This is a genomic window from Pseudomonas sp. MIL19 (assembly GCF_028680365.1).
GTDB lineage: Bacteria > Pseudomonadota > Gammaproteobacteria > Pseudomonadales > Pseudomonadaceae > Aquipseudomonas > Aquipseudomonas spirodelae.
The window spans coordinates 238,404-259,428 of the sequence record NZ_JAPPVG010000003.1 but is presented as its reverse complement, the minus strand read 5'-3'; the positions used below and the strand labels follow the sequence as shown (position 1 = coordinate 259,428).

General features: G+C 59.5%; 16 protein-coding genes. 10 read left to right on the top strand and 6 right to left on the bottom strand.

Going from position 1 to position 21,025, the window contains the following annotated elements; genetic code table 11:
* Positions 1 to 16 precede the first annotated feature (16 nt).
* The 5 genes from hisS to N1078_RS04260 all read left to right on the top strand — a co-directional run bounded on the left by hisS (position 17) and on the right by N1078_RS04260 (position 5,978).
* Positions 17 to 1,306: a histidine--tRNA ligase gene (gene hisS, locus N1078_RS04280; RefSeq protein ID WP_274086959.1), complete on the top strand. Its 1,290-nt coding sequence runs from the start codon at positions 17 to 19 to the stop codon at positions 1,304 to 1,306.
* 100 nt (positions 1,307 to 1,406) lie between these two features.
* Complete coding sequence (locus N1078_RS04275) at positions 1,407 to 1,988, top strand: tetratricopeptide repeat protein (RefSeq protein ID WP_274087002.1); 582 nt, start codon at positions 1,407 to 1,409, stop codon at positions 1,986 to 1,988.
* Entirely contained in the window at positions 1,981 to 3,132 is a 1,152-nt protein-coding gene (bamB, locus tag N1078_RS04270) for an outer membrane protein assembly factor BamB (protein ID WP_274087001.1), read from the top strand. Before N1078_RS04275 ends, bamB begins: the two co-directional genes overlap by 8 nt.
* Before the next feature lie 125 nt (positions 3,133 to 3,257).
* The gene (gene der, locus N1078_RS04265) at positions 3,258 to 4,730 is read left to right on the top strand and encodes a ribosome biogenesis GTPase Der (RefSeq protein WP_274086958.1); all 1,473 of its coding nucleotides are present in this window, start codon (positions 3,258 to 3,260) and stop codon (positions 4,728 to 4,730) included.
* A 99-nt stretch (positions 4,731 to 4,829) separates the two neighbouring features.
* Entirely contained in the window at positions 4,830 to 5,978 is a 1,149-nt protein-coding gene (locus tag N1078_RS04260) for a pyridoxal phosphate-dependent aminotransferase (RefSeq protein WP_274086957.1), read from the top strand.
* 144 nt (positions 5,979 to 6,122) lie between these two features.
* On the opposite strand, the gene N1078_RS04255 is transcribed toward N1078_RS04260, so the two are convergent.
* The 5 genes from N1078_RS04255 to xseA all read right to left on the bottom strand — a co-directional run bounded on the left by N1078_RS04255 (position 6,123) and on the right by xseA (position 13,271).
* Positions 6,123 to 7,409 carry an OprD family porin gene (locus N1078_RS04255; protein WP_274086956.1) on the bottom strand — a complete coding sequence of 429 codons (1,287 nt, stop codon included), beginning with the start codon at positions 7,407 to 7,409 and terminating at the stop codon, positions 6,123 to 6,125.
* Positions 7,410 to 7,666: 257 nt separating this feature from the next.
* The gene (gene leuA, locus N1078_RS04250; RefSeq protein ID WP_274086955.1) at positions 7,667 to 9,337 is read right to left on the bottom strand and encodes a 2-isopropylmalate synthase; all 1,671 of its coding nucleotides are present in this window, start codon (positions 9,335 to 9,337) and stop codon (positions 7,667 to 7,669) included.
* Positions 9,338 to 9,655: 318 nt separating this feature from the next.
* A complete protein-coding gene (locus tag N1078_RS04245) occupies positions 9,656 to 10,912 on the bottom strand; it encodes a mechanosensitive ion channel family protein (RefSeq protein ID WP_274086954.1) in 1,257 nt (418 codons plus the stop codon).
* Between the two features lie 103 nt (positions 10,913 to 11,015).
* On the bottom strand, positions 11,016 to 11,840 hold the full coding sequence (locus N1078_RS04240; RefSeq protein ID WP_274086953.1) for a peptidoglycan DD-metalloendopeptidase family protein: 825 nt from the start codon (positions 11,838 to 11,840) through the stop codon (positions 11,016 to 11,018).
* A gap of 51 nt (positions 11,841 to 11,891) precedes the next feature.
* Positions 11,892 to 13,271 carry an exodeoxyribonuclease VII large subunit gene (xseA, locus tag N1078_RS04235; protein WP_274087000.1) on the bottom strand — a complete coding sequence of 460 codons (1,380 nt, stop codon included), beginning with the start codon at positions 13,269 to 13,271 and terminating at the stop codon, positions 11,892 to 11,894.
* Positions 13,272 to 13,386: 115 nt separating this feature from the next.
* On the opposite strand from xseA, the gene N1078_RS04230 reads away from it, so the two are divergent.
* The 5 genes from N1078_RS04230 (at position 13,387) to tadA (ending at position 19,358) form a co-directional block, all read left to right on the top strand.
* Complete coding sequence (locus tag N1078_RS04230) at positions 13,387 to 13,938, top strand: sugar ABC transporter ATPase (RefSeq protein ID WP_274086952.1); 552 nt, start codon at positions 13,387 to 13,389, stop codon at positions 13,936 to 13,938.
* A gap of 106 nt (positions 13,939 to 14,044) precedes the next feature.
* Positions 14,045 to 15,514: an IMP dehydrogenase gene (guaB, locus tag N1078_RS04225; RefSeq protein WP_274086951.1), complete on the top strand. Its 1,470-nt coding sequence runs from the start codon at positions 14,045 to 14,047 to the stop codon at positions 15,512 to 15,514.
* A 224-nt stretch (positions 15,515 to 15,738) separates the two neighbouring features.
* Positions 15,739 to 17,319 (top strand): glutamine-hydrolyzing GMP synthase, encoded by a 1,581-nt coding sequence (gene guaA, locus N1078_RS04220; protein ID WP_274086950.1) that lies wholly within the window; start codon positions 15,739 to 15,741, stop codon positions 17,317 to 17,319.
* Positions 17,320 to 17,508: 189 nt separating this feature from the next.
* Positions 17,509 to 18,876 carry a multicopper oxidase family protein gene (locus tag N1078_RS04215; RefSeq protein ID WP_274086949.1) on the top strand — a complete coding sequence of 456 codons (1,368 nt, stop codon included), beginning with the start codon at positions 17,509 to 17,511 and terminating at the stop codon, positions 18,874 to 18,876.
* Positions 18,876 to 19,358: a tRNA adenosine(34) deaminase TadA gene (tadA, locus tag N1078_RS04210; RefSeq protein ID WP_274086948.1), complete on the top strand. Its 483-nt coding sequence runs from the start codon at positions 18,876 to 18,878 to the stop codon at positions 19,356 to 19,358. Before N1078_RS04215 ends, tadA begins: the two co-directional genes overlap by 1 nt.
* Here the strand turns inward: tadA and mltF are convergent.
* Positions 19,355 to 20,815 carry a membrane-bound lytic murein transglycosylase MltF gene (gene mltF, locus N1078_RS04205; RefSeq protein WP_274086947.1) on the bottom strand — a complete coding sequence of 487 codons (1,461 nt, stop codon included), beginning with the start codon at positions 20,813 to 20,815 and terminating at the stop codon, positions 19,355 to 19,357. The two genes, tadA and mltF, sit on opposite strands and share 4 nt — an antisense overlap.
* Between the last annotated feature and the right edge of the window lie 210 nt (positions 20,816 to 21,025).

Here is a 21,025-nt window from a genome sequence, read left to right as displayed (position 1 = left end):
CCGTTAAGGAATTGAATTGAGCAAGCCCCTGCAAGCCATCCGTGGCATGAACGATATCCTGCCCGAGCAGACTCCGCTTTGGCGCTACTTCGAAGGCACTGTGGCCAATCTACTGGATGGCTATGGCTATCGGCAGATACGTATGCCGATCGTCGAATTCACCGAGCTGTTCAAGCGCTCCATCGGCGAAGTCACCGATATCGTTGAAAAAGAGATGTACACCTTCGATGACCGCAATGGCGATTCCCTGACCCTGCGTCCGGAAGGCACTGCGGCGTGCGTGCGCGCGGTGCTTGAGCATGGCCTGTCCGGCGGCGGGCAAACGCAGAAGCTTTGGTACATCGGCCCGATGTTCCGTCACGAGCGCCCACAGAAAGGCCGCTATCGCCAGTTCCACCAGATTGGTGTGGAAGTATTCAATATCGACGGCCCGGACATCGATGCCGAACTGATCGTCTTGACCTGGCGCCTGTGGGGCCTGCTGGGTATTCGTGATGCGGTGAAGCTTGAACTCAACAGCCTCGGCACCAGTGCAGCCCGTGCGGTGTACCGGGATGCGTTGGTCGAGTTTCTATCGGCGCATGCCGATCAGCTGGATGAAGACAGCCGCCGCCGTATGGGCAGCAATCCATTGCGTGTGCTCGACAGCAAATCGCCAGAAACCCAGGCGGTATTGGTCAATGCGCCGAAGCTAGCGGATTACCTTGATGAAGAGTCGCGGCTGCATTTCGAGGGGCTGAAGGCCCGCCTGGATGCCGCTGGCGTGCCGTACGTAATCAACCCCAAGCTGGTGCGCGGCCTGGATTACTACAGCAAAACCGTGTTCGAGTGGGTCACTGACCAGCTCGGTTCCCAGGGCACCGTTTGCGCCGGTGGTCGTTACGATGGCCTGGTTGAGCAGATGGGCGGTAAACCGACGCCGGGTGTGGGGTTTGCCATGGGCATCGAACGCTTGGTGCTGTTGCTCGAAACTCTAGGTAAAGTACCGGCTGAAATCACCCGCACGGTTGACGTTTACCTGTGCGCCTTCGGGGAGGCGGCTGAATTGGCCGCTTTGGCCTTGAGCGAGCGTCTGCGTGATCAGTTGCCAGGCTTGCGTCTGCAAGTGAATGCTGGGGCCGGTAGCTTCAAGAGTCAGTTCAAGAAAGCCGACAAAAGCGGCGCGTTGTACGCCTTGATCTTGGGTGAAGACGAATTGGCCCAGCAAGTGGTAGGTTGCAAGCCGTTGCGCGGTCAGGGCGAGCAGCAAAGTATTGCGTGGTCGGCATTGGCCGATCATCTGGCGAACTGCGCCAATCAGGCCTGAGCGTCTGTTTAGTGATTTAGCGAAAAGGAGTGTTGGGGTGGTTTCGCGTACTGATGATGAAGATCTGGCGGTAATCAAGGACTGGTGGCAGCAAAATGGTATGCCATTGCTGACTGGCGTTGTGCTGGCGTTGGCGGTGGTGTTCGGCTGGCAGGGTTGGCAGAAGTACCAGAGCAATCAGGCGCAAGGCGCTTCATTGGTGTATCAACAGCTGCTTGAGGCTGCTCTGGACCCTAGTGGCAAGCCGGATGCCGGTAAAGTTGCAGAGTTGGCTCACACCCTGAAAAGTGATTACGCCGGGACTCATTACGCCCAGTACGGCAGCCTGTTCGTGGCCAAAGTAGCCGTTGAAGCGGGCAAGCTGGACGACGCCGCTAGCGAGCTGCAGGCGATTGTTGATAAACCGGCTGATGACAGCCTGGCTGAGTTGGCCCGTCAGCGCCTGGCGCGCGTGTTGGCCGCTCAGGATAGGGCCGACGATGCGCTGAAGCTGCTGGATGCCAGCGTGGCCCCGGCCTTTATCGCCAGCCGTGAAGAACTCAAGGGCGACTTGATGGTGCAGCTCGGCCGTGCCGATGATGCACACGCTGCCTACGAAAAAGCCAAAGCAGCGCTCTCTGAAGAGGCGGCTGTCGGTGGTCTGCAAATGAAGCTGGATGATCTGGCAAAAGGGGATGCGTGACGTGATGCGCTGGAAGAATGCCGCACTGCTGGCCCTGGCCGTTTTGGCTGTAGGTTGCAGCAGCAATAGTAAGAAGGAACTGCCCCCGGCCGATCTGCCCAAGTTTGAGGAAGAGGTCAGCCTGCAAAAAGAATGGAGTCGCTCGATTGGCGAGGGCCAAGGCGAAACCTTCAACATGCTAACGCCTGCGATTGACGGTGAGCAGATCTATGCCGCCGACGTTGAAGGCTTGGTCGTCGCCATGAACCGCATGACCGGCAAGGTTATTTGGAAAACCGAGCTGGAGCTTCCGGTTTCCGGTGCCGTCGCTGCTGGCTATGGCCTGGTCGTGGTGGGTACCTTGAAAGGCGAAATCATCGCCCTCGATACGGCTAACGGTGAAGAAAAGTGGCGTGCTCGGGTTACCAGCGAAGTACTGGCCGCGCCTGCGTTGAACGGTGATGTGGTGCTGGTACAGACTCAGGATGATCGCCTGATTGCTTTTGATGCTGACAGCGGTAACCAGCGCTGGATTTTCGAAAACACCCCGGCGGTACTCACGCTGCGTGGCACCGGAAGCCCGGTACTGACCAATCGTCTGGCCGTTGCTGGCTTGTCCACTGGCAAGGTGATTGCGCTGGATGCACAGCGCGGTATTCCGGTCTGGGAGCAGCGCGTAGCCGTTCCACAGGGCCGCTCCGAGCTGGAGCGCGTTGTTGATATCGACGGCGGGTTGCTGCTTTCGGCGGGTACGCTTTATGCGGTCAGCTATCAAGGTCGTGTGGCCGCGATGGACCTGGAAAGTGGTCGTATCCTTTGGCAGCGCGAAGCTTCGAGCTCCGTTGGCGTTGCCCAGGGGTATGGCAGTGTGTATGTAAACCTGGCCAGCGGTACCGTTGAAGGTATCGATGAGCGTTCTGCGTCGGCACTGTGGAACAATGACGCACTGGCTCGTCGTCAGCTGTCTGCGCCGGAAGTGTTCTCCAGTTACGTGGCATTCGGTGACCTGGAAGGTTACCTGCATCTGGTAAGTCAGGTGGATGGTCGTTTTGTCGGCCGTACACGTATCGACAGTGATGGTCTGCGTGCGCGTCCATTGGTGGCGGGTGGCTGGCTGTATGCCTTTGGCAATAGCGGCAAACTGGTGGCGTTGACCATCAAGTAGCCGTCTGTCGCTTTGGCTATGCTTTGCCGCACTTGAGGCTGCAAAGCATGGCCAGCGCAATGAATTCCGGCCGCTGCTCGTGCAGCGGCTTTTGTATTTTCTGAAATAACGAAGTGGAGAGCCTAATGGTTCCCGTAATTGCCCTGGTGGGCCGCCCGAACGTCGGCAAGTCCACCCTGTTTAACCGCTTGACCAAGTCCCGTGACGCGATTGTCGGCGACCTGTCTGGTCTGACCCGTGATCGCCAGTACGGTGAGGCCAAGTGGCAGGGGCGCACCTATATCGTCATCGACACCGGTGGTATTTCCGGTGACGAAGAAGGCATCGACGCCAAGATGGCCGAGCAGTCCCTGCAGGCCATTGAAGAAGCCGATGCCGTGCTGTTCCTCGTGGATGCTCGCGCAGGGTTGTCCGCCTCTGACCAGATGATTGGCGAGCACCTGCGTCGTCGTAACAAACGCAGCTTCTTGGTGATCAACAAAGTCGACAACATTGACGCCGACCTGGCCCGCGCTGAGTTTTCCAGCATGGGCATGGGCGAGTCGTTGGCGATTGCCGGCGCCCATGGTCGCGGTATCACCCAGATGCTCGAAGCGGTGCTGGGCTCCTTCCCCAAGGATGCCAACGAGCTGCAAGAGGGTGAGGAAGAGGAAGAAGTGCTGGAAGGCCAGGAAGCCAAGCGCATTCCCGGCCCAAGCGAGAAGGACGGTATTAAACTGGCGATCATCGGCCGGCCCAACGTCGGCAAGTCGACCCTAGTCAACCGCATGCTCGGCGAAGAGCGGGTCATCGTGTATGACCAGGCGGGCACCACCCGCGACAGTATCTATATCCCGTTCGAGCGTGATGACGAGAAGTACACCCTGATCGACACAGCCGGCGTACGCCGCCGCGGCAAGATCTTTGAGGCGGTGGAAAAGTTCTCGGTGGTGAAAACCCTGCAGGCGATCCAGGATTCCAACGTCGTGGTGTTCGTCATGGATGCCCGCGAAGGCGTGGTGGACCATGACCTCAACCTGCTTGGTTTCGTGTTGGAAAGCGGCCGTGCGCTAGTCATCGCGCTTAACAAGTGGGATGGCATGGAGCCGAGCGAGCGCGACTATGTGAAGGTCGAGCTGCAACGCCGACTGTTCTTCGTCGACTTTGCCGATATCCACTTTATCTCGGCGTTACACGGCACCGGCGTGGGTAACCTGTACAAGTCGGTGCAGGCTTCGTTCAAGTCGGCGATCACCCGCTGGCCGACCAACCGCCTCACGCAGATTCTCGAAGATGCTGTTGGCGACCACGCGCCGCCCATGGTCAACAATCGCCGGATCAAGCTGCGTTATGCCCACCTCGGTGGTGCCAACCCGCCGCTGATCGTAATCCACGGTAATCAGGTCGAGTCCGTTCCCAAGTCCTATATCCGTTACCTGGAAAACACCTACCGCCGCGTACTCAAACTGGTCGGTACGCCGATCCGTATCGAGTTCAAGGGTGGTGAAAACCCGTATGAGGGCAACAAGAATACCCTCACCGATCGCCAGGTGAACAAGAAGCGCCGCCTGATGACTCACCACAAAAAGGCTGAGAAAAAGCGTAAAGACAAGCGCTAAGCTTGGATTGAAACGCTCTATATAAAGGCACCTTCGGGTGCCTTTTGCGTATTGGGGTGATCGGCTATTCTGCGCCATCACCAGCCGGATGCCGCCTCGATGATTATCAGCAAGTTGCCGAATGTCGGCACCACCATCTTTACCCGCATGTCTCAGCTCGCCGCGCAAACCGGCGCGCTCAATCTGTCACAGGGCTTCCCCGACTTTGACGGCCCGCAGGCGCTGCGTGATGCGGTCGCTCGGCATATTGCCGCCGGAGATAACCAGTACGCGCCGATGACCGGCTTGCCCGCGCTGCGCGAGCAGGTGGCGGCGAAGATCGCTCGCAGTTATGGCCGAGAGGTCTGCGCTGACAGCGAGGTCACCATTACGCCGGGTGCCACTCAGGCGATCTTCTGCGCGGTGCAGGCGCTGATCCGCCCAGGTGATGAAGTCATCGTGTTTGATCCCTGCTACGACAGCTATGAGCCCGCGGTCGAGTTGGCCGGCGGGCGCTGCGTGCATGTGCCGCTGGCTTTGCCGGGCTTCGGCATTGACTGGCAGCGGCTGCAAGACGCGCTGAGCAGTAAAACGCGATTGATCATTCTCAATAGTCCGCATAACCCCAGCGGCGCATTGATCAGCCAAGCGGCGCTGGATCAACTCGCTGCGCTGATTCGCGGGCGCGATATTTATCTGATCAGCGATGAGGTTTACGAGCACCTGGTGTTTGATGGCGCAAAACATGTCAGCGTGGTGGCCCATGAGGAGCTGTATCAGCGGGCGTTTGTGGTCAGCTCGTTTGGCAAGAGTCACCACGTGACTGGCTGGAAAACCGGTTATGTGGTGGCGCCGCCCGCCTTGAGTGCCGAGCTGCGCAAGGTGCATCAATACGTCAGCTTCTGTGGCGTGACGCCGCTGCAATGGGCGCTGGCGGACTATATGGCCGAGCATCCTGAGCATGTCGACGAGCTGCCTGCCTTTTACCAAGCCAAGCGCGATTTGTTTTGTGAGCTGCTGACCGGCTCGCGTTTTAGTTTTACCCGCGCTGCCGGTAGTTTTTTCCAGTTGCTCGACTACTCGGCTATTCGCCCTGACGTGGACGACCTGGCCATGGCCGAGTGGCTGACCCGCGAACATGGCGTGGCGGCAATCCCGGTGTCGGTGTTTTACCAGGATCCACCCAAGGATCTGCGTGTGGTGCGTTTGTGCTTTGCCAAGCGCGAAGATACCTTGCGCCGGGCGGCGGAAAAATTAGCCGCAATCTAAGCTTGCTATCGGAGCGCTAGTTAAACCGCGTGCCGCCTAGTAACGGTTTGCTCGTTGCTGCGCTAAGCGCCCACAAAAAAGCCCGAATCAGTCGGGCTTTTTTGTGGGCTCACAGCCTTGTATCAGGCTGCGCTTAGCGGCTGATCAGAACACGCTGATCGGGTAGTCAACGAAGACGCGTACTTCATTGCCGCCGATGTTGTACTCGCTCGATTTCTGCGACACACGCAGGAACGAGCTGCGCAATTTAATGCTCAAGTCTTTGGCTACGCCGCTCTGCACCACGTACTTGAACTGGTTGAAGATTTCGCGCTCGCTGCCGCCGGTGCTGGTGGAAGTGGTGATGTTAGAGCCGTGCACATACGCCACGTTGTAGCTCAGGCCGGGGATGCCGAACGTGCTGAAATCTAGGCCATAACCCAACTGCCAGCTGCGCTCGTCTTCGGCGTTAAAGTCAGACCAGTAGGAGTTGGCCAAGTAGATGGTGTTGCCACCGTCGCCCGGACTGTTGCGGTGGTTCTGATAGCCGCCGTAGGCATAACCCAGGCCGCTGTCGCCGGTGCTGCGCTGGTGGGCCAGGGTGAACGAGTGTGCCCCCATGGTGTAGATAGCCGCCAAGCTCCAGATTTTGTTGTCCTGGCCGTCAGCATCTTTCTGCTCGGCGTAGGACTTATCCAGCTTGGTGCGGTAGCCGTTAAAATCCAGGGTCAGAGAGCGCTCGGCCGCCAACGGGAAGACGTAATTCAGGTTGACGTACTGCTTCTTCAGCACATCTTCAACGTCAGACGCGTAAAGCGCTGCGCTGAACTGCTCACTGAACTGGTAGCTGCCGCCCAATACGTTGATCGATTTCAAACCACCGCTGTCACGGCCTTCAGCGCTTTTGCGCGATTCGGCGGTAAAGCGGCCGGCGTTGAGTTCCAGGCCCTCGATCTCGCTGGAGGTGATCAATGTGCCGGTGTAGCTTTCCGGCAGCAGGCGCGAGTTGTCGTGGTTCAGCACCGGCAAGGCCGGCATCTGCTCACCGTAGGTCAGCACGGTGTTGGATGCGCGGAATTTGACCGCTGCGCCGGCTTTGGACAAGTCGTTGGCGGCGCTACCGCTGTCACCCTGCTTGAAGAAGTCGATGCCGCCAGCGCCTGAGCGGCCCTTGCCGCCGTCTAGGCGCAGACCATACAGCGCAAAGGCATCCACGCCGACGCCGATGGTGCCTTGGGTGAAGCCCGAGGAGAACGTGCCAATCGCCGCTTGGCCCCACTCGGCTTTATCCTGGTTTTGGTCTTTGTAGTCACGGCTTATGTAAGCATTACGCAGCAGCACATTGAGGCTGCTGTCTTTAACAAAGCCATTAGAGGCTGCCTGTTCATTGGCCATGGCCTGAGTGGCACTCAGTATTCCCAGGGCAATCAGCCCCATCCGGTTAGTCAGCATGTTGTGTTTCCTTGTCATGTGTTGAAAGTGCGCTGTCAGGGTTTTGCCAAACAGGCGCACAAACGCTCCCGGCACCCATCGAATAGACGTTGGGATAGGTTTGGCTGGGATCGCTGTTATTTTGATTTTATGGGTATAGCCACATGCGCAGGCGCGGAGCCTAATCGCGCCCTCAGAGCGCTGTCAATTTCATCAGGCGCACTACACTGGACATCAAGCGGCTAAAAGCAATTAGCCGCCCCTGTGCGCCGCTTGCCTTAGGCGGCTTGTTCGGCGGCCTGACCGAGGGCGCGATTCAGTGCACTAAACAGCGCACGGAAGCTGGCTGTGGTCAGGTTCTCGTCGATGCCTACGCCATGCAGGGCGCGGCCGCCGTTAACCCGTAGCTCGATATAAGCGGCTGCCTTGGCATTGGTACCCGCGCCGATGGCGTGCTCGGAGTAGTCCATGATCTCCACAGCCACCGGCAGGCCGGCGACCAGGGCTTCCAGCGGGCCTTTACCGATACCGCGCCAGTGCAGGGTTTCACCTTCGCTGACGATTTCTACATCGACCGCGCTGGTGCCGTTTTCTTCCTGCAGGCGATGGCCTTTGAGGGCATAGGGCGTGGTGGCTTGCAGGTATTCGCTGTCGAGCAACTTGTAGATTTGTGCGGCGGTCATTTCCAGGCCGAGGCGGTCGGTTTCTTTTTGCACCACCTGGCTGAACTCGATCTGCATGCGGCGCGGCAGGTTAATGCCGTATTCCTGTTCGAGCAGGAAGGTAATACCGCCTTTGCCGGATTGGCTGTTCACGCGAATCACCGCCTCGTAATCGCGGCCGATATCGGCTGGGTCAATCGGCAAGTAAGGCACTTCCCAAACAGCATCGGCCTGCTGCTGGGTGAAGCCCTTACGGATCGCATCCTGGTGCGAGCCAGAGAACGCGGTGTGGACCAAGTCGCCGGCATACGGGTGACGCGGATGCACGGGGATCTGGTTGCAGTCCTCGACCACCTTACGCACGGCGTCGATGTCGGAGAAGTCTAACTGCGGGTTCACGCCCTGGGTGTAGAGGTTCAGCGCGACGGTGACCAGGCAGACGTTGCCGGTGCGCTCGCCGTTGCCGAACAGGCAACCTTCGACGCGATCCGCGCCTGCCATGACCGCGAGCTCAGTGGCCGCAACGCCAGTGCCGCGGTCGTTGTGGGTGTGCACGCTGATCAATACGCTGTCACGCGTATCGATATGGCGGCCAAACCATTCAATTTGGTCGGCGTAATTATTCGGCGTGGCACACTCGATGGTCGCCGGCAAGTTGAGGATCAGCGGGTTGGCCGGGGTCGGCTGGAACACCGCGATGACGGCATTGCACACCTCGACGGCAAAGTCGGTTTCAGTGCTGCTAAAGACTTCCGGCGAGTACTCAAAGCCCCATTGGGTGTCTGGTTGCGTGGCGGCCAGACGCTTGATGGTCTTGCCGGCGGCCACGGCGATGGCTTTGACGCCCGCTTTGTCTTGGTTGAAGACGATCTTGCGGAAGCTCGGTGCGCAGGCGTTGTAGTAATGCACGATGGCTTTCTTCGCGCCCTTGAGCGACTCGAAGGTGCGCTCGATAAGGTCATCGCGCGCCTGAGTCAGCACTTGGATGGTCACGTCATCGGGGATGTGGCCCCCTTCGATCAGCTCGCGGACGAAGTCGAAGTCGGTCTGCGAGGCGGAGGGGAAGCCCACTTCGATTTCCTTCAAGCCAACCTGCACCAGGCACTTGAAGAAGCGCATCTTCTTCTCGGCATCCATCGGCTCGATCAGCGATTGGTTGCCGTCGCGCAGGTCAGTGGAGAGCCAGATAGGCGCTTTGTCGATGACCTTGTCCGGCCAGGTGCGGTCCGGAATGGCAATCGGGGTGAACGGGCGGTACTTGCTGGACGGGTCTTTAAGCATGCTCATGGGGCAATCCTTGTAGCGCGGCGGCAATCGGCGAGCCGGGCGAAATTCAAAAGAGGGGTGTGCGCTGGCGTCAGCTATTAGCCACGCAGTCGCTGGCTGACCAAGCAGAGGTTGGCGTGTTGGCGCAGCAGGATAAGGGTGTGATGGGCATTCATAGCGCCAACCCTAATCTTTGAGGGGAAAGCTGGCAAGCAAGGTGAATAAATTGGTGTTTATAAGCATTTTTAGCGCGTTTAAATGGTTTTAATGCTGATAAAAGTCGCTGTGCTTGGTGTCAATTGCGGGCGGCTGCGGTGCGTGCAACCGCCCGTTTTGCGGTCAGTGCTGGGCCGTAGCCAGCAGGCTTGGTTTCAATTCGCGCATATCCGCGCCACTTGGGTGTTGGAAAACCCGCAAACCAAATTCCGGAAGAATGGCCAGCAGGTGATCGAAGAGGTCGGATTGGATCGCTTCGTAGCGCGACCAGGCCGTGGTGTTGGTGAAGCAGTAGAGCTCCAGCGGCAGGCCGTCCGGCGTAGGGCTGAGTTGCCTTACCAGTTGGGTCATCTCCTGATTAATGCCGGCATGCTGGCGCAGGTAATGTTCAACATAGGCGCGGAAGGTGCCGATGTTGGTGACGCGTCGGGTGTTCGCCGGCTCCTGGCTGGCCTCGGCCAACTCAGCGTTCCAGCTGTGCAGCTCGCTTTGTTTGTTGCGCAGGTAATTGCCGAGCAGCAGGAAGCGTTGCAGGTGAGCGATTTCATCGGGGCTGAGAAAGGTGATGCTGGTCTGGTCGAGAAACAGGCTGCGTTTGATCCGTCGCCCGCCACACTCCTGCATGCCGCGCCAGTTCTTGAATGGGTCGCTGATAAAGCGTTTGGTCGGGATGGTGGTGATGGTTTTATCCCAGTTCTGCACCTTTACGGTGTGCAGGGCGATGTCGATGACATCGCCATCGGCGTTCAGTTGCGGCATCTCAACCCAGTCGCCCACGCGGATGATGTCGCTGGAGGAGATCTGTACGCTGGCCACCAGTGACAACAGGGTGTCTTGAAAAATCAGCATCAACACCGCGGCCATGGCGCCAAGACCCGACAGCAGAATCAACGGTGAACGGTCGATCAGGCTGGCGACCATCAGGATGGCGGCAATGGCAAAGAGCAGGATCTTCACCACCTGCACGTAGCCCTTGATCGGTTTTAAGTGGGCGTTCGGGCGCTTTTCGTAGGCGCTGTTCAGCAGCGTCAATACACCGCTGATTGCCAGAGCAATAGTCAGCACGATAAACGCGCTGCAGACATTGCGTGTTGCCGTGACGACGGCCCCCGGCAGGTGGGGGACGAGGGTGATGCCGGCGGAAATAATCAGCGCCGGCACGATGTTGGCGAGCCGCGCGGTGATGCGTGAGTCCCGCAGGGTGCCGTCCTGGCCAATGGGCGTGGCCTTCAGCGCCCGGTAGAGGCCGCGCAGCAGCACGCGTTTAACCATCCAGTTGGCCAGCCAGGCCGCAATGATCAGCAGGGTTAAGCCGGTCAGGCTGTAAAGCTCGGGGTAATTCTCAAGCCAGTTCTGGGCGTTGTTGTAGAAGTCGCTCATGCCGCTCCTCTAAGGTCTCAGCGTATGGGTCAGCGTGGCCACCTTAACAAAGGCGCTGTTGTCGGGCCGGCGGGGTTGGTTGCTGAACGTGTCTGGCAGGTTGTTAGGGGGTGAAGGCGCCGATGAAAATCGCCGGGTCAACGCGGGCGTCGTTCAGGCTGACGTTCCAGTGCAGGTGTGGCCCGGTGGCGCGGCCAGTGGCGCCAACTTTACCGGCCACGCCACCGCGCGGCAGTTCAGCGCCGAGCTTCACGTCGATGGCCGAGAGGTGGCAGAACATGCTGATCAGCCCCTGGCCGTGGTCGACAAATACGGTTTTGCCATTGAAGAAGTAGTCGCCAAGCAGAATCACTTTACCGGCGGCCGGGGCCTTGATCGGCGTGCCGCGGCTGGCGGCGAAGTCCAGCCCGGAGTGCGGGTTGCGTTCCTCGCCATTAAAGAAGCGGCGCAAACCGAAGGGGCTGGAGAGTGGCCCGTTGACCGGTTTGTCGAACAGCAGGTTACTCGGCTGGCGTGGGCTGAATTGCTGGTAGGCGTGGGTTTGCTCGGCCAGTTCGCGCCCAATGCGTTTGAGGTTGGCCGGGTTAGGGTTGACCTGCTGCTGGTTTTTCAGGGTGATGCGTTGTTCACGGTAGTGCTTGTTGCCCACCTGGAAACTCAGATTCTGGCTGCCGTTGACGCTGATCTGCTGGCTGCCGGGTTTGACGCTGAGCGGCACGCCGACAATGGCAATCCAGCGCTGTTGATCTTCTTTGATCACCAATACCGGTTTGTCCTGATAACGCACATTGGGCGCCGTTTCTCCCGTGCCCAAATCGACTACTGCCACACCGCCGGGAACAGGCTTGTTCAATAGGCGGCTGATAAAACCTTCGGCATAGACGGGTAGGGTGAGGCAGAACAGGGCTAGCAGGGTGAATAGGCGCATTGAATATCCGTAGGGTGGATAACGCGAAGCTTATCCACCTGCATAAAAAGGTCAGTCGAGCAGTGAGAGGGTGACCGGCTGCACATGATTGTCTTCGACCCGCACATCTAGCTCGCCGTTGCCCAGTCGGGCTTTTAAGCGTTGACCTGGCTGGGTGTCGGCGGCGTTGCGGATCGCGCGGCCGCGCTCATCGAGGAGGATGCTGTAGCCGCGTCCGAGGGTGGCCAGTGGGCTGACCGCGTGCAGCGTTTGCACCTGGCTATGCAGCTGCAGGTGACGCGCCTTGAGGCCTTCACGCATGCTGCGTTGCAGCCGTTCGGCCAGCGCTTGCAAGCGCTGGTCGAGCAGCTTGAGGTTGCGCTCCGGGTGCAGGCTGAGCAGGCGGGTTTGCAGATGGGTCAGGCGTTCGCGGCGGCTTTTTAATTGCCGCTCAAAGGCTCGGCTGAGGCGCATCTCCAGGTCATCCACGCGCTGGGCGTGCTGGCGCAGGCGTTCACCGGGATGGCGCAGGCGCCGCTGCAAACCGTCTAGGCGCATGCGTTCGCGCTCCAGTCGGTGTTGCATGCGCAGGTTGAGGCGGCGCTTGAGATTATGCAGGCGCTGCACCAGTTCGCTGCTGTCGGGGGCCAGTAACTCGGCGGCGGCCGAGGGCGTTGGTGCGCGCACGTCGGCGACAAAATCGGCGATAGACACATCGGTTTCATGGCCCACGGCACTGACGATGGGCGTGACACAGGCGGCAATGGCGCGGGCCACCGGCTCTTCGTTAAAGCACCAGAGGTCTTCCAGCGAGCCGCCGCCACGGGCCAGGATCAGTGCATCAAAACCTTTTTTATCGGCGATGCCGAGGGCGCGGACGATCTGCGCAGTGGCTTCACGGCCTTGCACGGCAGTGGGTATCAAGGTCAGTTCGACCTGTGGCGCGCGGCGGCGGAACACGCTGATGATGTCGCGAATCACCGCGCCAGTCGGTGAGCTGATAATGCCGATGCGTTTCGGGTGGGCTGGCAGGGCGACTTTATGCTCGGCCGAGAATAGGCCTTCGGCGCTGAGTTTTTCCTTCAATGCCTCGAAGGCTAAGCGCAGTGCACCGTCGCCGGCCGGCTCGACGGCGTCGAGGATCAGCTGGTAGTCGCCGCGCCCTTCAAACAGCGACACCTTGCCGCGCACCTTCACCGCTAAGCCATCACGCAGCGCCTGACGGACTTTGGCGGCATTCTGTCGAAACAGCGCACAGCGCACCTGGGCCTGGCTATCTTTAAGGGTGAAGTAGATATGCCCGGAGGCCGGCTTGGCCAGGTTGGAGATTTCACCTTCCACCCAGATACCGCCGAATACATCTTCCAGCAGCAGGCGTGCACGGTTGTTCAGTTGGCTGACGCTGAGCACCTCGCGGTCGAGGTTCAGGCGTTGGAAGGGGTCTTTGATCATGGCCGGCATGATAAAGGCTTTGCCCTGGCTGGCCATAGCGGATTGACCTTGACCGTTACGGTCAGCCGATTAAGCTGCGCGTCCTTAGCCTTCTTACATGTTGAACGAGCCCTTTATGAGCGAGCAGCAAGCCATCATCGTGCCGCAGATTTCCAGCTTTCCCGGCCATGAGGCGCGGGCGCGGTTGATCGTGCGTTGGCTGGTCAAACAGAACATCATCGAAGAGCAGCTAAGCACCTGCGGGCGCACCTTCAAGCATATGGGCTATGGCATTGCCGAGGGCGCACGACGCGTAGTCGAGCGTCCCGAGTTGTTGCCGTTCGGCCAGGCCGTGCATGGCCTGGAAATTATCTACAAGCGTTGCATCTACACCCCGACGGCAGGCTTTCTGGAAGAGGCGGGCTGCGCGCAGTGCCGCAAGGAAGTGGGCGAGGCGTTGTTCGACAGTCTGGATGAGTGGATGCCAGGGCATACCGATAACTTCACTTGCCCACGTTGTGGTCATGAAGATGACATCAACGGCTTTTTATTCCTGCAGCCCTGCGGCTTTTCCAATCTGGGCTTTATTTTTAACAACTGGGCGGATGCCGGCTTTAAAACCAGTTTTCTCGACGAGTTCGCTGCGCGGCTAGGCTTTCCGGTGTCATTGGTGCGGGTCGATTTGTAGGGCGCTGTCGCGCTTGGGCAAATGTTCTGCGTAGTTTGCGTTGAGTGCAGGGGGGCGTCTGAGTATAATGGCGCGCTTCCAATTTTCCCGTCCGGGAGCCCCCGCCATGCTGCGTATCAGTCAAGAAGCTCTTACCTTCGACGACGTTCTACTTATTCCAGGTTATTCCGAAGTTCTGCCGAAGGATGTCAGCCTCAAAACGCGCCTGACCCGTGGTATCGAACTGAATATCCCGTTGCTCTCTGCTGCTATGGATACCGTGACTGAGGCCCGTCTGGCGATTGCCATGGCTCAGGAAGGCGGCATCGGCATCATCCATAAGAACATGACCCCCGAGCAGCAGGCGCTCGAAGTGCGCAAGGTCAAGCGCTATGAGTCCGGTGTGGTCAAGGACCCGATCACCATCGAGGCCGATGCCACTGTGGGTGATCTGTTCGACCTGACTCGGCAGAACAATATCTCCGGCGTACCGGTGCTGCACCACGGTGATCTGGTCGGTATCGTCACCAGCCGTGATGTGCGCTTCGAAACCAACATGAGCGCCAAGGTGCGCGATGTAATGACCTCGAAAGAGCGTCTGGTTACGGTAAAGGAGGGTGAAGACACCCAGACCGTGCGCAAGCTGTTGCACAAGCACCGTATCGAGCGCGTGCTGATTGTCGATGACCAATTCCGCCTCAAGGGCATGATGACCGTCAACGACATCGAGAAAGCCAAGGCTTACCCGCTGGCCAGTAAGGACGACCAGGGTCGTCTGCGCGTTGGCGCAGCAGTTGGCACGGGTGCCGATACCGAAGATCGCGTGACCGCGCTGGTGCATGCCGGCGTTGATGTGATCATCGTCGACACCGCGCATGGCCACTCCAAAGGCGTGATCGACCGCGTGCGCTGGGTCAAGCAGACCTTCCCTGAAGTTCAGGTAATCGGTGGCAACATTGCCACGGGTGATGCGGCCAAGGCGCTGGCCGAGGCAGGCGCGGATGCCGTCAAGGTCGGTATCGGCCCAGGCTCGATCTGCACCACGCGGATAGTTGCGGGTGTCGGTGTGCCGCAAATCTCTGCCGTCGCCAATGTTGCTGCTGCTCTGGCCGGTACCGGAGTGCCGTTGATTGCCGATGGTGGCATCCGCTTCTCCGGTGACCTGTCGAAAGCCATCGTTGCCGGTGCATCCTGCGTAATGATCGGCTCCATGCTGGCCGGTACTGAAGAAGCGCCAGGTGAGATCGAACTGTTCCAGGGCCGCTCCTACAAGGCCTATCGCGGCATGGGTTCGCTGGGCGCCATGGCGCAGGCGCAGGGCTCCTCGGATCGCTACTTCCAGGACTCCTCGGCCGGTGCGGAAAAATTGGTACCGGAAGGTATCGAAGGCCGCGTGGCTTACAAGGGCGCCATGGGTGCGATCGTCCATCAGCTGATGGGTGGTTTGCGTGCTTCCATGGGCTACACCGGTTGCGCGACCATTGAAGAGATGCGCAGCAAGCCTGAGTTTGTGCGCATCACCGGCGCCGGCATGGCCGAGTCCCATGTACACGATGTACAGATCACCAAGGAAGCCCCGAACTATCGCGTGGGCTAAAAAATCGATGTGCCGCTGCTGCGCTTGATCCGGCTGCGTTGGAGAAAAACTCGAAATGCTCATTGGCTACAGCCAACTCCGCTTTCTCGTCTATCTCCGCCTTGCCGGCTCTGCGCTCGCGACGTGGCAAATCGATTTTTGAAATTTGAGTAAGGCACGGGGCTGAGGCTGTTAAAAACAGAGCAGCCCCGAGTTATTTGTGAATTCCGCTACGAGAGACGGCCATGGCTCATCAAGATATCCACGCGCACCGCATCCTGATTCTGGATTTCGGCTCCCAGTACACTCAGCTGATCGCCCGCCGCGTACGCGAGATCGGCGTGTATTGCGAGTTGCACCCGTTCGACATGAGCGACGATGACATCCGCGCCTTCGCGCCGCGCGGGGTTATCCTCGCCGGTGGCCCGGAGTCGGTGCATGAGGCCAACAGCCCGCGCTGCCCTCAGGCCGTGTTTGATCTCGGCGTGCCGGTCTTCGGTATTTGCTACGGCATGCAAACCATGGCTGAGCAGCTGGGTGGCAAGGTTGAAGGGTCCGAGTTGCGTGAATTTGGTTATGCCCGCGTTGACGTGGTCGGCAAGAGCCGCCTGCTCGATGGCATCGAAGACCATGTCGACGCTGATGGCTTGTTCGGCCTCGACGTGTGGATGAGCCACGGTGACAAAGTCACCAAGCTACCGCAGGATTTCCACATCCTGGCCAGCACCCCGAGCTGCCCGATTGCTGGCATGTTCAACGACGCTCTTGGCTATTACGGCGTGCAGTTCCACCCGGAAGTGACTCATACCAAGCAGGGTGGCCGCATCCTCTCGCGCTTTATCCTCGACATCTGCCAGTGCGAAGCCCTGTGGACCCCGTCGAAGATTGCCGAAGACGCCATCGCCCAGGTGCGCGCCCAGGTCGGCACCGACAACGTCCTGCTGGGCCTGTCCGGCGGCGTGGACTCCTCCGTGGTGGCGGCCCTGCTGCACAAGGCTATCGGTGACCAGCTGACCTGCGTCTTCGTTGATAACGGCCTGCTGCGCTTGCACGAAGGCGAGCAAGTGATGGCCATGTTCGCTGAGAACATGGGCGTCAAGGTGATCCGCGCCAATGCTGAAGAGCAGTTCCTCAACAACCTGGCCGGCGAGTCCGACCCTGAGAAGAAGCGCAAGATCATTGGGCGTACCTTTATTGACGTGTTCGATGCCCAGTCCAACAAACTGGAGAACATCAAGTACCTCGCCCAGGGCACTATCTACCCGGACGTGATCGAGTCGGCCGGCGCGAAGAGCGGCAAGGCTCACGTGATCAAGTCGCACCACAACGTGGGTGGTCTGCCAGAGGAAATGAACCTCAAGCTGGTCGAGCCACTGCGCGAACTGTTTAAGGATGAAGTGCGCCGCCTCGGTCTGGAACTCGGCCTGCCGTACGACATGGTTTACCGTCACCCATTCCCCGGCCCAGGCCTGGGTGTGCGTATTCTCGGTGAAGTGAAGAAGGAATACGCCGACCTGCTGCGTCGCGCCGACCACATCTTTATCGAAGAGCTGCGCAAGGCTGACTGGTACCACAAGGTCAGTCAGGCGTTCGTGGTGTTCCAGCCGGTGAAATCGGTGGGCGTGGTCGGTGATGGCCGTCGTTACGCCTGGGTTGTCGCCCTGCGCGCGGTGGAAACCATCGACTTTATGACTGCACGATGGGCGCACCTGCCTTACGAGCTGCTGGAAACCGTCAGCGGTCGCATCATCAATGAGATCGAAGGCATCTCCCGCGTTACCTACGACGTGTCGAGTAAGCCGCCAGCGACCATCGAGTGGGAATGATCCCGCGAGTGAGTTGAAACGCCACAAAGGCAGCGCGAGCTGCCTTTGTTGTTTCTGTGGGTGCGGCAATCGCGCGCTATGCGAGGCTCGCCTTGCTGTGGGTGTAAATGAGAAGATATTGCAACTAGCTGCCTGAAATGCATCGGGCGGCCTACTGCTCCGGAGTGGATCCGGATCACGGGAGCGAATATGGCGTTTACTCGCAGGCAGGTTCTGGCTGGTCTTAGCGCATTGGGCGTCGCCGGGCTTGGTGTCGGTGGCGTGCGTTACTGGCTGGGGCGTGCAGAAAACCAGGCGAGCCATGATTACGAGTTGATTGCCGCGCCGCTGGATGTCGAACTGGTGCCTGGGCACATCACCCCGGCCTGGGGCTATGCCGGGCAAGTGCCGGGGCTGGAAATTCGCGCGCGTCAGGGTGACTGGTTGCGGGTGCGTTTTATCAATCATCTGGACGAGCCGACCACGATTCACTGGCATGGCATCCGCCTGCCGCTGGAGATGGATGGTGTGCCCTATGTCTCGCAGCTGCCGGTGCTGCCGGGCGAGTATTTTGATTACCGCTTCAAGACCGAAGATGCCGGCAACTTCTGGTACCACCCGCACCTGAGCAGCGCCGAGCAGCTTGGTCGCGGCTTGGTCGGCCCGTTGATTGTCGAGGAGCGCGAGCCCACCGGTTTTGCCCATGAGCGCACCCTGAGCCTGAAAACCTGGCATGTCGATGAGCAGGGTGCTTTCACTGCATTCAGTGTGCCGCGCGAGGCGGCGCGTGAGGGCACGCGTGGTCGGCTCAGTACGGTTAATGGCAAGCCTGTTCCTGTACTTGAATTGCCTGCTGGGCAGGTGGTGCGGCTGCGGATGTTGAATCTGGATAACACCGTGACGTACCGGCTCAACCTGCCGGGCGCCGAGGCGCGCTTGTATGCGCTGGATGGCCACCCGATTGAGCCGCGGCCTTTGGGTAAGGAATATTGGTTAGGGCCGGGGATGCGTATTGACCTGGCGGTGCGTGTGCCGGAGGCGGGTGTGGAGTTGTCGCTGCGCAATGGTCCGCTGCGCTTGGCGACGCTGAAAAGTGTGGCCAGTGTTGAGGCTGCCGGCGCGTGGCCGGCGCAGCTGCCGGCTAATCCTGTGGCGGAGCCTGACCTTGAGCGCGCTGAGGTGCTGCGGTTTAACTTTGAGTGGTCGGCGCGCTTGGTCAGTGAGGGTGATAACGGGCCGGCCAAGTACTGGCAGATCAACGGTCAGGCCTGGGATATCAACGATAAGACCTGTGCCGATCGGCCGATAGCCAGCCTGAAGCAAGATGGCCACTACATCTTCGAGCTGCGCAATATGGCGCAGTACCTGCACCCGATTCACTTGCACGGGCTGGCATTCAAAGTCATCTCATCCAACCGCAAGAAGATCATTCCGTATTTCACCGACACCTATCTGCTGGGCAAGAATGAAGTGGCGCGTATCGCGTTTGTCGCCGATAACCCGGGAATCTGGATGTTCCATTGCCATGTGATTGACCACATGGAAACCGGCCTGATGGCCGCGATTGAGGTGGCCTGATGCGCCGTCCATTGATTGTTGACCGCAGCCAGGATGCGCACTTTATGCGTGAGGCGCTGGCGCTGGCCGCCGAAGGTGCGGCGCTGGGCGAGGTGCCGGTCGGCGCCGTGCTGGTGCAGGGCGGGGTGATTGTCGGGCGCGGGTTTAATTGCCCGATTTCCACCCATGACCCGAGTGCGCATGCCGAAATGGTGGCGGTTCGCGCTGCTGCGCAGGCCGTGGATAACTATCGGCTGCCGGGCAGTACGCTGTATGTGACGCTGGAGCCGTGCAGCATGTGCGCCGGTTTGATTGTGCATGCGCGGGTGCAGCGCGTGGTGTTTGGCGCAACTGAGCCCAAGGCGGGGGTGGCGTTGAGCCGAGGCGAGTTCTTTAATCAGGCGTTTCTCAACCATCGGGTGTTGGTTGAGGGTGGGGTGTTGGCGCAGGAGTGCGGCGAGGTGCTGAGTGCCTTCTTCAAGGCGCGGCGCGAGCAGCGTTAAAGCGGCGGCGTCTGCTGAATGGGCTGGCTTTTATCGATGCCCGGTACGTGTTGGTTGCTTTCGGCGATTTGCGAGCCTTCCAGCTGCGGCTGGGTTACCCAGGTGAGAATGTCGTAGTAACGGCGAATGTTGCGTACAAAATGCACCGGCTCACCGCCGCGGGCATAGCCGTAGCGAGTCTTGCTGTACCACTGTTTCTGCGCCAGGCGCGGCAGAATTTTTTGCACATCCAGCCACTTATTCGGGTCGAGGCCTTCGGCTTCGGTGAGCTTGCGGGCGTCTTCCAGGTGCCCGCCGCCGACGTTGTACGAGGCCAGGGCAAACCAGGTGCGGTCGGGTTCTAGAATGCTTTCGGGCAGCTGGTTCTTCACGTGCACAATATATTTGGCGCCGCCTTGAATGCTTTGCTTGGGGTCTAGGCGATCCGAAACACCCATGGCCTGGGCGGTGCGCAACGTCAGCATCATCAGCCCACGGACGCCGGTTTTCGAGGTTGCGGTGGGTTGCCAGAGTGATTCCTGATAGCCCATGGCGGCGAGTAAGCGCCAGTCCACCTGATTGACCTTGGCGGCTTCGCGAAAGTATTTTTCGTAACGAGGCAGGCGCTGCTGCAGGTGTTTGGCGAAGGTGTAGGCGCCAACATAGCCGAGTACATCAACGTGGCCGTAGTAGCGGTCCTTCAGGCGCTTTAGGCTGCCATTTTTTTGCGAGCGCATGATGAAGACATTGATTTCATCGAGCAGGCTATTGTCCACGCCGGGTGCGGTAGCCCATGCCAGGTTCTGCGAATCGCCAAAGTCAAAGGCCACGCGTACGTTGGAAAAATAGACTTGGTTCATGGCCAGCTCGTTAGAGTCGACCAGGGTTAGATCGATTTGCCCCTCATCAACCATGCGCAGCAGGTCGACGACTTCAATGGCGGCGGATTCTTCGTAGGTCAGCTCAGGCAGTTGCAGTTTGAGCGCTGCCAGCTGTTCGGCATGGCTGCTGCCTTTAAGTACTAGGATTCGCTTACCGACTAAGTCACTGGGGCGAGTCGGGCGTTGTTCGCCGTTGCGGTAGATAACCTGCGGCGTGACTTCGAGGTAGGGTAGGGAGAAGCGTGCGTACTGTTGCCGTCCGTCGCTTTCTACCAAACCGGCAGCGGCCAGGGCCGGGCCGTTAGGTTTGTTCAGGCTGGTAAACAGGTCATCGAGGTTGTCGGCGGTTTCGATTTTTAGTTCAACGCCCAGGTCGTCGGCAAAGCGTTTGACCAGCTCGTATTCAAAGCCGGTTTCGCCGTTACGGTCCTGGAAGTAGGTGGCCGGGCTGTTACGGGTGATCACCCGCAGTACACCCTCCGCCTGAACGCGCTCGAGTGTGCTGGGTTCTTCAGCACAGCCGCCGAGCACCAGGAGGATTCCGATCACCGACAGCCAGCAGGCGCGGCGCACACGGAACGCAGATTGGGCAAACATTGGCGCAGTATACGCAAAGCATGGGTCGCGCCATATATCGACAGCGGAAGGCTTCTCTGCTAGCAAAATGGTGCGGGTGGTGAGTTGCCAGCCGGGCATTTAAGCGGGTGCCTGGCTTTGTCATGTGGCGCTAACAGAGGCAGGCCTTCGCGGGTGCCGTTGGCGACGCTTTAGGCTAGAATGCACGGCCTCAAAGTACACCCCTTCCCA

What these genes read in the sequence shown, in the direction of transcription:
- N1078_RS04275 (WP_274087002.1), top strand. Translation starts at nt 1,407, where the DNA reads ATGCCATTGCTGACTGGCGTTGTGCTGGCGTTGGCGGTGGTGTTCGGC.
- bamB (WP_274087001.1), top strand. Translation starts at nt 1,981, where the DNA reads ATGCGTGACGTGATGCGCTGGAAGAATGCCGCACTGCTGGCCCTGGCC.
- der (WP_274086958.1), top strand. Translation starts at nt 3,258, where the DNA reads ATGGTTCCCGTAATTGCCCTGGTGGGCCGCCCGAACGTCGGCAAGTCC.
- N1078_RS04260 (WP_274086957.1), top strand. Translation starts at nt 4,830, where the DNA reads ATGATTATCAGCAAGTTGCCGAATGTCGGCACCACCATCTTTACCCGC.
- N1078_RS04255 (WP_274086956.1), bottom strand. Translation starts at nt 7,409, where the DNA reads ATGCTGACTAACCGGATGGGGCTGATTGCCCTGGGAATACTGAGTGCC.
- leuA (WP_274086955.1), bottom strand. Translation starts at nt 9,337, where the DNA reads ATGAGCATGCTTAAAGACCCGTCCAGCAAGTACCGCCCGTTCACCCCG.
- N1078_RS04245 (WP_274086954.1), bottom strand. Translation starts at nt 10,912, where the DNA reads ATGAGCGACTTCTACAACAACGCCCAGAACTGGCTTGAGAATTACCCC.
- N1078_RS04240 (WP_274086953.1), bottom strand. Translation starts at nt 11,840, where the DNA reads ATGCGCCTATTCACCCTGCTAGCCCTGTTCTGCCTCACCCTACCCGTC.
- xseA (WP_274087000.1), bottom strand. Translation starts at nt 13,271, where the DNA reads ATGATCAAAGACCCCTTCCAACGCCTGAACCTCGACCGCGAGGTGCTC.
- N1078_RS04230 (WP_274086952.1), top strand. Translation starts at nt 13,387, where the DNA reads ATGAGCGAGCAGCAAGCCATCATCGTGCCGCAGATTTCCAGCTTTCCC.
- guaB (WP_274086951.1), top strand. Translation starts at nt 14,045, where the DNA reads ATGCTGCGTATCAGTCAAGAAGCTCTTACCTTCGACGACGTTCTACTT.
- guaA (WP_274086950.1), top strand. Translation starts at nt 15,739, where the DNA reads ATGGCTCATCAAGATATCCACGCGCACCGCATCCTGATTCTGGATTTC.
- N1078_RS04215 (WP_274086949.1), top strand. Translation starts at nt 17,509, where the DNA reads ATGGCGTTTACTCGCAGGCAGGTTCTGGCTGGTCTTAGCGCATTGGGC.
- tadA (WP_274086948.1), top strand. Translation starts at nt 18,876, where the DNA reads ATGCGCCGTCCATTGATTGTTGACCGCAGCCAGGATGCGCACTTTATG.
- mltF (WP_274086947.1), bottom strand. Translation starts at nt 20,815, where the DNA reads ATGTTTGCCCAATCTGCGTTCCGTGTGCGCCGCGCCTGCTGGCTGTCG.